At 37.1% G+C, this 7,439-nt stretch carries 6 protein-coding genes; all 6 read right to left on the reverse strand.

The genetic code is table 11. From position 1 onward, the window contains the following. Positions 1 to 75: 75 nt before the first annotated feature. Positions 76 to 1,449, reverse strand: a complete 1,374-nt coding sequence (gene radA, locus JCM21714_RS10730; protein WP_035724198.1) for a DNA repair protein RadA — start codon at positions 1,447 to 1,449, stop codon at positions 76 to 78. Positions 1,450 to 1,856: 407 nt separating this feature from the next. Then, the gene (gene clpC, locus JCM21714_RS10735) at positions 1,857 to 4,283 is read right to left on the reverse strand and encodes an ATP-dependent protease ATP-binding subunit ClpC (RefSeq protein WP_035724202.1); all 2,427 of its coding nucleotides are present in this window, start codon (positions 4,281 to 4,283) and stop codon (positions 1,857 to 1,859) included. Next, a complete protein-coding gene (gene mcsB, locus JCM21714_RS10740) occupies positions 4,284 to 5,360 on the reverse strand; it encodes a protein-arginine kinase McsB (RefSeq protein ID WP_035724205.1) in 1,077 nt (358 codons plus the stop codon). Further along, the gene (gene mcsA / locus JCM21714_RS10745; RefSeq protein ID WP_035724207.1) at positions 5,361 to 5,906 is read right to left on the reverse strand and encodes a protein-arginine kinase activator protein McsA; all 546 of its coding nucleotides are present in this window, start codon (positions 5,904 to 5,906) and stop codon (positions 5,361 to 5,363) included. It abuts the gene before it with no gap. 12 nt (positions 5,907 to 5,918) lie between these two features. Continuing rightward, on the reverse strand, positions 5,919 to 6,383 hold the full coding sequence (locus tag JCM21714_RS10750; RefSeq protein ID WP_035724209.1) for a CtsR family transcriptional regulator: 465 nt from the start codon (positions 6,381 to 6,383) through the stop codon (positions 5,919 to 5,921). Between the two features lie 123 nt (positions 6,384 to 6,506). Next, a complete protein-coding gene (locus JCM21714_RS10755) occupies positions 6,507 to 7,169 on the reverse strand; it encodes an MgtC/SapB family protein (protein ID WP_052000518.1) in 663 nt (220 codons plus the stop codon). Positions 7,170 to 7,439 lie beyond the last annotated feature (270 nt).

Genomic DNA, 7,439 nt, shown 5'->3' on the forward strand with positions numbered 1-7,439 from the left:
TCACCTCCTATAAATTATTGTCTCCTACTATCCGAATTTTAAACATATAAAAATAAATTTCTAATTAAACCCCCATTAGTCTCCTAATGCTATTTTGATAGCTTCCTGTACAGATTGCACCCCTACTAGCTCTATTGTTGAGGGAGCTTTCCAACCATCGATATTCTTTGATGGAATAATCGCTCGCTTAAAACCTAATTTCGCCGCTTCTTGCACGCGTTGATCGATTCGTGACACTCTTCGTACTTCACCAGTTAGACCAACTTCTCCGATAAGTACATCTTCCGGATGCGGTGCCTTGTCTCTAAAGCTAGAAGCAATACTAATTGCTACCGCTAAATCTATCGCAGGCTCATCCAGTTTTACACCGCCGGCAACTTTTACGTAAGCATCTTGATTTTGTAGCATTAATCCCACTCTTTTTTCTAATACCGCCATTAAAAGTGGGACCCGATTATGATCTATCCCTGTTGCCATTCTTCGAGGGTTTCCGAAGCTGGTAGGAGATATTAATGCCTGAATCTCTACTAATACCGGTCTGGTACCTTCCATTGAGGCGACTATTGTTGAACCAGCTACACCTTGTGACCGCTCCTCCAAAAATATTTCGGATGGATTTAATACTTCCGTAAGGCCTTCTTCCTTCATTTCGAATATACCCATTTCATTCGTACTGCCAAACCGGTTTTTTACCCCCCCACGCAAAATACGAAAAGTATGATGCCTCTCACCTTCAAAATATAATACAGCATCTACCATATGCTCCAATAATCTCGGGCCTGCAATCGCGCCCTCCTTCGTCACATGTCCCACGATGAAAATAGGTATATGATTTTGCTTTGCAATACGCATTAAATCACTTGTACATTCACGAACTTGTGACACGCTTCCAGGAGCACTGGTGACCTCTTCCTTAAAGATAGTCTGAATAGAATCAATCACAACAAATCCTGGTTTTAATTGATCAATTTGATTAGCAATATCTACTAAGTTTGTTTCAGATAGAACATATAACCGATCAGACTTTATTGCAAGACGATCCGCTCTGAGTTTAGTTTGTCTGGCGGATTCTTCTCCAGAGATGTAGAGAACATCCAAATTTCGTTGGGATAATTGGTCGGATACTTGTAATAATAAGGTTGATTTCCCGATTCCGGGATCTCCACCAATGAGTACCAGTGAACCTGGTACGATCCCGCCGCCCAATACACGATTTAATTCTTGCATGCCTGTTTTTATTCTTAGTTCTTCATGTGAATGGATACTTGTAATTTTTTCTGGTTTCTGAGACATTTTAGACCCTGTAGCCCAATTACCTCGTACTGATTTAGTTGCTTCCAATTCTTCTACCAGAGTATTCCATTCATGACAACCTGGGCATTTTCCCATCCATTTGGGAGATTCATAACCACAGGATTGGCATACAAATTTTGATTTACGCTTAGCCAAAAGTATCGCTCCTTTTCATTATATACGAAAATATCCCCTCATAAGTTACAAAGATCTATCAATTTGGTTAAATAAGTATGTAAAAAGTGTAAAAAATGATTTTCTTCATTCGCAGTAAATACAAACTGCGAAATTATGCATATTTTATGGATGGTTATGCTTAAAGTATATTGATGAGCTTAAATCCAACGCTGCGGGAATAGCATGAGTCGAAGACCCCCGCAACGAACAAAGTGAGTGAGGAGCTAAGGCCATGCCCGCGGAAAGCGAAGTAAATGGACGAAGCTTCTGCCACACAATTATCAAACTTTCAAAACGAACAGTTACTTCGCAGTTTAGTTTAACTATTTTCTTAGGGTTTCGAGTACAAAAAATCGGAAGAATGACTCCTTCCGATTTTTAAATTTCTACTTTACTTGAAATTTACCTGATTCGTCTAGATCAATTACTACTTTCTGACCCTTCTGAATGGTTTCTTTTAATAATTCCTCAGATAACAAATCTTCCACATTTTTCTGGATGGATCTGCGCAACGGTCTTGCACCGTACTCAGGATCAAATCCTTCTTTTGCAATCTTTTCCATAGCCTTATCAGACAATTCAAAGTCAATTTCTTGTTCCACTAATCTTTTTTGTAATTCTTTTACCATTAATTCAACAATATGCTTCATATGTTTTCTTTCAAGTGAATGAAATACGATGGTCTCATCAATTCTGTTTAAAAATTCAGGACGAAATGCTTTCTTTAATTCCTTCGTTACTTTAGAACGCATATCCTTATAATCCTGTTCTTCATCGCCTATACTAAAACCAACATATTTATTTTGTTTTAATTCACTTGCACCAACATTTGATGTCATGATTAATACGGTATTGCGAAAATCAACTGTGCGACCTTTCGAATCTGTTAGACGTCCGTCTTCTAACACTTGTAAAAGGATATTAAAGACTTCAGGATGTGCCTTTTCTATCTCGTCTAACAGAATGACAGAATATGGTTTTCTTCTAACCTTTTCAGTTAATTGGCCACCTTCTTCATACCCAACATAGCCTGGAGGTGATCCAACCAAACGAGAGGTTGCATGTCTTTCCATATATTCTGACATATCAATACGAATCATGGAGTCCTCGTCACCAAACATCGTTTCTGCCAATGCACGTGCTAACTCTGTTTTACCCACACCAGTCGGTCCTAGAAAAATAAAGGAACCAATTGGACGTTTAGGATCTTTTAGTCCCGCTCTGGCTCGGCGAATTGCCTTAGCCACAGCCTTTACAGCCTCTTCTTGGCCAATTAGACGTCCATGTAACGTATCCTCCATTTGCAGAAGTCGTTCACTCTCATCTTTTGTAAGAGCAGATACGGGTACTCCTGTCCACGTTGATACAACACTTGCAATATCTTCAACGACTACTTCAGAATTCTCCTGGCCTTGTTTTTCTTTCCATTTTGTTTCCGTTTCTTCTAATTCTTTACGAAGTTGTTGTTCGTTATCCCTCAAAGATGCTGCCTTTTCGAATTCCTGACTTTGGACTGCTGCATCCTTCTCTTTTCGAACTTCCTCCAGATTTTGTTCTAACTCTTTTAAGTTAGGCGGAGTGGTATAAGAGCGCAAACGAACCTTGGATGCTGCCTCATCAATTAAATCTATCGCTTTATCTGGAAGGAAACGATCTGCGATATAACGATCTGATAATTTTGCTGCTGCCTCAATTGCATCATCCGTAATCGTAACTCGATGATGTGCTTCATATCGGTCTCTTAACCCCTGTAAAATAAGTATGGATTCTTCAACAGAGGGTTCGTTGACTTGAATCGGTTGAAAACGCCGCTCTAACGCTGCATCTTTCTCAATATATTTACGATATTCATCTAATGTTGTGGCACCAATACATTGCAGTTCTCCTCGTGCTAGGGATGGCTTTAATATATTAGAAGCATCAATTGCACCTTCAGCTCCACCAGCTCCGATTAATGTATGAAGCTCATCGATAAATAAGATAACATTATTAGCATGGCGAATTTCTTCCATCACTTTCTTCAAACGATCTTCAAATTCACCACGGTATTTAGTTCCAGCTACAACGGTCCCCATGTCAAGAGTCATTACGCGTTTATCACGCAGTATTTCCGGCACTTCATTCTCGACAATCTGCTGTGCCAATCCTTCTGCAACTGCTGTCTTACCTACACCTGGCTCACCAATTAGCACCGGATTGTTTTTCGTACGACGACTCAATACTTGAATAACACGTTCAATTTCTTTTTCGCGTCCAATTACAGGATCTATATTGCCCTCTTTTGCGATCGCTGTAAGGTCACGTGCGAGTGAATCAAGTGTTGGTGTTGTAGCATTCGTATTTTGACTTGTACGGCCATTCTGAGAATTAGTTGACTCGTTGCTGCCTAACAGCTGCAGCACTTGCTGACGAGCCTTGTTCAAACTCACCCCAAGGTTATTTAAAACTCTAGCTGCAACCCCTTCACCTTCGCGAATAAGGCCTAATAAAATATGCTCTGTTCCTACATAGGAATGTCCTAATTTTCGTGCTTCATCCATTGATAACTCAATGACCTTCTTTGCTCTCGGTGTATAATGTATCGTTTGAGAAACCTGATTTCCCTTTCCGATTAATGATTCTACTTCTTCCCGAATTTTATCTGCACCAAGTCCAATAGCCTGAAGAGCCTTCGCCGCAATGCCATCTCCTTCACTTACTAAGCCAAGCAAAATATGTTCTGTTCCAATATTATTATGACCTAATCGCACTGCTTCTTCTTGAGACAATGCTAATACTTTCTGTGCTCTTTCAGTAAAACGTCCAAACATCATTTAAAATTCCTCCCTTTGTTCCAGCGTGAATCTTTCCCGGATTAGTGATGCACGAAAAACATCCCGCTCATTCGGTGTCAACATTTTTTTAGCATATTGCTGTAAGAATGCTGGTTGTGTTAAAACCACCAATTCATTTAATATTGATTTTGAAATATCTTTGATAAAACCTAAGTCAATACCCAATCTAACATCTGATAAACACTTTGCAGTTTCCTTTGACTCGACAATACGACTATATTTTAACAAGCCATAAGAACGAAAGACACGGTCTTCCAATTCAATCCCAGATTGCTCCATCAATAGATTTCGTGCATGTCTTTCATGTTCAATCAGTTTCTCTACTACGCCTTTAAGATCTTCAATAATATCCGGTTCCGATCTTCCAAGTGTAATTTGATTTGAAATTTGAAATATATTACCTAATGCTTCACTTCCTTCACCATAAATACCGCGGACAACCAGACCTAATTGATTAATAGCAGGAATCATGCGATTCATTTTTCTGGTTATGACTAATGCTGGTAAATGCATCATTACTGAAGCTCTTAATCCTGTACCCACATTAGTCGGACAACTAGTAAGATATCCTCTGGTTTCATCAAATGCATAATCTATTTTTTCTTCCAACCAATCATCTAAAAGAAAGGCTTCTTCTAACGCTTTATCCAATTGAAACCCTGGGAAGTATAATTGTGTACGTATATGATCTTCTTCATTCACCATGATAGAAACTTGCTCATTCTTAGAAATGAGTGCCGCTCCTTTATTAGACTTATCCGCTAGATGTGGACTAATTAAATGTTTTTCTACTAAAACTTGCTTTTCCATAGGTTTTAATTCCGACATTCTCACAAATTCTAGTTCTTTATAATGTAAAAAAGACTGATGATTGTATTCCTTTTCCATGAAATAAAGGATGCTATCTAAGATTGCTTCTTCTGCAAAAAGTGGAAAAGGGGACTGTTCAAAATTACGCGCTAATCGAATTCGACTGCTCATGATAATGTCACTATCTGGACCGTCTTCCTTCAGCCATGGACTGACGGCTTCATTCATAAATTGTTCAGAACTCATTTATACCTCACCTTCCCCCCCATGTTGGTTTAGGTTCTTTTCTAATCCTTTAATTTGATCGCGAATTTTCGCAGCATCCTCAAATGCCTCGTCAGCAATAGCTTGCTGTAATTTAACTTTTAGCTCTCTGACTTTTTTACGTTGAGAGATATCTGAACCGACTCGTTTTGGCACTTTTCCCTCATGAATAGTATTACCGCTATGAACCTTTCGAAATAGAGGATTTAAGTGTTCAGAAAATGTCTGATAGCATGAAGCACAACCAAATTTACCTATGCTGGCAAATTCTTGATAGGTCATCCCACATTTATCACATTGTATTTCCTGTTGTTCTTTTTCCTGTTCAGTTAACTTTTGCATCGCTTCTGAGTTTGGATTAAATAGACCCGACAATAAATGATGTAAAGAATAAGCATCCTCGTCTGGAGATACGTATCCTTTTTCTTTAGCACACTGCTGACAAACATGTATCTCTGTTTTATCTCCATTAATTACTTGCGCAAAATGAACGATTGCGTGATTTTTATGGCATTCTTGACATTCCATAGTCCACACCTCCTAAAATTCATATTTTAAGGCAGTTAGCATTGCCGCCATAATTCTCGCCCGAATTTCATCACGAATTGGTAATTGAAATGATAAAGTATTTCGATCAATTGCATGAACCATTAACTTTGCTTCTCTTTTTGTGATTAACTCCTCTTCTAACAATCTTTCTAATATATTTACTGCCTTTTGTTGAGATATATGTGGTTGAATCATTTCGATTATCTCATCAATCAATTTCGCTTTATCTTCATTAGTAATACGACTGATGCGGATATATCCACCACCGCCACGTTTACTTTCTACCAGGTATCCTTTTTCTAAAGTAAATCGTGTGTTAATTACATAGTTTATTTGAGAGGGTACACATTCAAAGCGATCAGCAATTTCACTACGTTTTATTTCAATAATTTTATGTTGATTGCTGTGCATGGTTGTTTTTAAATATTCCTCGATTATATCTGAAATATTCCGCATATTCCCTCCTCCATTCTGACTTTGACTATATTTGACTATATGCATATTATACTCTAAGTAAACAAGTATGGAAACTATTTGCTCTTACGTATTATATCCCTTTATTTACCTTACTAAAACGAGTTATGATCGAAATCTAATTTTAATTTTCTTCACATCTTCCTGCTTCAGTAACCACTCATATAAATTTTCCTGTTTCTTCTTTTGAATAGCATCTATATACATTCTTATTTTGGTTGTTTCCTCACTTTCTTTAGAAATATCGAACTCCCTTATTTCAATCGGAAAAGTTTGAATTCTGTCAATAAAATTTAAGGATTCTTTTTTATCGCTATTATTAATCTTAACTTCAAAGATGATATGATGGTTTTTACTATGTAATTTCTTTTCAAATTTATTAAGTAATATTAGACTTACTAATATTATAAATGTAGTAACGAACGCTTCTTTATACATTCCTATACCTACAATTAATCCTAATCCTGCAACCGCCCAAATCGATGCAGCCGTCGTTAATCCCTTAATGGTCCCACCATTCACAATAATTGTCCCAGCACCTAGAAAACCAATTCCACTAATTACATAGGAAGGAATTCGAGCAGGATCAAAACGCACATTATCATAATTCAAAATAAAATACTCAAAGCCGTTAATTGACAATAACATCATTAAGCAGGAACTTACACATACTAAAATATGAGTTCTAAATCCAGCTGAATGACGGTTTAATTCTCTTTCAAAACCAATTAAACCAGCTAAAAATAATGCAATCATCAATTTAGACATCGACTCTAAAAACTCCGCATCAAAAATTTGCTGCAACAATTCACATTTCCCCCCCTTTAATTTCATAATTATCTTTATGACTAAACTCTGTTTTTTATATACCCTTTTTTTATATTATTATAGCTAGGAATTTTTATATTTAATAAAGTGCTTGGATTTGGGCTAAAAAGCTTTTATCCATTTTCTCAATATACTAAAAATTTTCAATTTCTACTATAGTTATAACCTTTTTCTAATCCTTTATAATATAATTGTCACAATAATTTCCAC

The sequence above is a fragment of the Gracilibacillus boraciitolerans JCM 21714 genome (assembly GCF_000521485.1).
GTDB lineage: Bacteria > Bacillota > Bacilli > Bacillales > Amphibacillaceae > Gracilibacillus > Gracilibacillus boraciitolerans.

Bases quoted from the DNA above. Each gene is read 5' to 3' on its own strand.
- clpC (WP_035724202.1), bottom strand. From the start codon at position 4,283: ATGATGTTTGGACGTTTTACTGAAAGAGCACAGAAAGTATTAGCATTG.
- mcsB (WP_035724205.1), bottom strand. From the start codon at position 5,360: ATGAGTTCTGAACAATTTATGAATGAAGCCGTCAGTCCATGGCTGAAG.
- mcsA (WP_035724207.1), bottom strand. From the start codon at position 5,906: ATGGAATGTCAAGAATGCCATAAAAATCACGCAATCGTTCATTTTGCG.
- JCM21714_RS10750 (WP_035724209.1), bottom strand. From the start codon at position 6,383: ATGCGGAATATTTCAGATATAATCGAGGAATATTTAAAAACAACCATG.
- JCM21714_RS10755 (WP_052000518.1), bottom strand. From the start codon at position 7,169: ATGTCTAAATTGATGATTGCATTATTTTTAGCTGGTTTAATTGGTTTT.